At 39.9% G+C, this 2,701-nt stretch carries 1 protein-coding gene; it reads right to left on the bottom strand.

The window, feature by feature from the left end:
* Positions 1–2,701, bottom strand: a 2,701-nt coding sequence (locus tag AC6F75_RS05830; protein WP_500714013.1) for a S8 family serine peptidase, incomplete at both ends; no start/stop codon positions are given.

Raw genomic sequence — 2,701 nt, 5'->3', positions numbered from 1 at the left:
ATACTGCAAATTTCAAATCAAATATTTCAGTTTGAAAGGTATCATCTTCTCCTGGCGCATTGTATGAAAAATTGTTGATAAAAGATGTTGTGGTGAAATTACCATCACTACCCAAAATCTGAGTTCTTTCTTCCCAAGTGGCCTCATCATCAGGATTAATTATAATCCATCCGTTGGGGGGAAATCCGTTTGTTTCAAAATCTTCAGTAAAATCTATAGTTGTTGCGTTAACTGTTGCAAAAAATTCTAGTTCGCCATTATTGTTTGCAGGGTTTTGATCTACGGAAAGGACTACTTCAACGGTCAATACATACTCATCGTTGTCAGCAAGGGCAACCGGGGTATTAAAATCATAAACAATTTGTTGACCCGAATTTAAAGTGCCTGTAAAGGTTTCTTCCACAGGGGCTTCATTATCAATTTGATATCGCATGATGAAATTGGACTGTGAATTTAATCCCAAATTTGCAACTGTAGCAGAAATAACCACAGGTGAATTATCACAAACATAATTGAATTCATTCGGGTCATTGTTTATTGAAATCAGGGCTAAATCATCTGACATTGTGCAGTTGAAAAGTCCACCTCCATAGTATAAAGCATTTGATCTCCTTGATGTCCAACCAAGGGTGTTGTTTTTTGCAACGACTGCAAACCAGATTTCATCATCCGGGTTATTGATTGGTATGGTGATGGAATTGATTGTTGTGGTTCCTGCCACTTCCATATATTTTGTTCCCAATGTATAAAAATCATAAGCTTCTGCACCGGCAAGTGCATTCCAGGAAAAACTCGCTGTATTAGGACATACCTGTACAACCTGAATAATACCTCCAACAAAGTTTGCTATCGAAAAAGTTGAATCACTTTCAGACTGATAAGTACCGCTTGTAACTCTTACTTTGGCATTCCCGGTAATGGTGGAAGGCACAGACCATGTATAAATTCTTAAACTACTGTTTACTGTAGCAATTGGATTCCAAGTTGTTCCGTTATCTGTGGTGTATTCAAGCAAAAAGTCATTGGTTGTATTTGTAGCATCCCAGTGGATTGATTCGTTACCTCCCGGAAAAAAGCTTTCTCCTCCGTTTGGATATGTAATTTCTATATTGTCAGTTATGATTTCATAGACTAAAAAATAATCTTGTGGACCCATAGGAACATTAAACCCGGTTATTTCTACAATATAATTTCCGGCATCCGGATCATTAATTAATACCTGCTCCATATTATTAAGGCGGTCAAGGCCGTTTGTAGCAGGTGTGTCAAGGTTTACCGGGCTGGGTGTCGGGTCAAGTATCCAAGGGAGGTATGAAACGTTTAAAGGGTCTTTCACGACCAAATCGAGATCGTTTACCAATGCCGGGCTTGCTCCTGCCGCAGCCGCAGGATCATTCCAATAAACCATGAACCTCACTTGACTTGTTCCGGTGGGAACATTTATGGTATGAGTGTTGGTTATTCCTTGAGAAATGTTATCGGTTAGATATCTCCCATCCTCAATTAGTTTTCCGGCCCTGTTTCCATTTACAATCCCCCAACCAAATTTATAATCCGGTCCTACATTGCCATAATCATTTGCAGTATTTAAGAGTGTGGCTTTAATCAAAGCAGAAGGTGGGTGATTATCATTATTTAATTCAGCATACAATTCATATAGTTGAGCAGAAACGCCGGCAATGCCCGGGGCTGCTCCGGATGTTCCGCCAAAAACAAGATATTGGTTGTTTTCACTGGTTGAATTTTGGCCTTGTCCATGTGCAGTTATATCAGGTTTGATTCTACCGTCGTGTGCAGGGCCACGGCTACTTGAGTTAACGAGACTTCCGTCAAAAAAGACATTAGCAGTAGCAATAACGTTTTTGCCCTGCTTATGACCACCGGTTATATTTCCCCATTGTGTGCCTGCACCATAACCACAATTGTTGTTGTTTGAGTTTCCTGCAGAAAATACATGCAATAGTGATGGGATATTGTTTGATTGTAAATCTACTGTTCTTGCAGTTGAAGTATAACCGTCATTACAGCCATTGCTGTATGAAGAGTTTGTGATTTGGACGATATCATTGTTAATATAGTTTTGTGTGGGGGTATCGAGAAAAGTTGAAACATAGTTAACAACATATACATCGGCTCCTGCCGCCATACCTCTTTTGTCTGGGTGTAAATTTCCGGCGCCAGCCATTATACCTGCAACACCATCGCCATGGGTTTGTCCGGTACCTGACGCAAAAGTATTGTCAAGTCTGCCCTGAAAATCTATGTGTGGGCCAACAATTCCATCATCTCTGACCAATACACCAACACCAAGGCCGGTATAATTGTTCCCAACACTGGTCTGTGGATCCAAACTATTAGCCCTATGGATGCTTCTTCCACGGGTATCATCCTTAACATCCGGTGCAACAATAAGTTCAATCCATTTTACAAAAGGTAGGTTAGCCAATTCGACCAAACAGTTATCTGGAATTGACAAATCGATGACATCTGCATTTTTGTATTCCTCAAGAATTTTTATTTGCAGTTTTTCAAGCTCACTTTTTACCAATTCAAGTGGTGCGTCTTTATGAAACTGTAATGTTACTTTAATGTTACTGCCATCCATTGCCCAAGATTCAAAAGGTGGGTAATTCAATTCTTTTGAAATTTTAAAAGCCGCTTCCAGCGGAATAATGCCTCGAACCCCATTGTCTCTAAGAAA

The organism is Planktosalinus sp. (genome assembly GCF_059864935.1).
The sequence above is the reverse complement of the archived record's forward strand: the minus strand, read 5'-3'. Positions and strand labels throughout refer to the sequence as shown.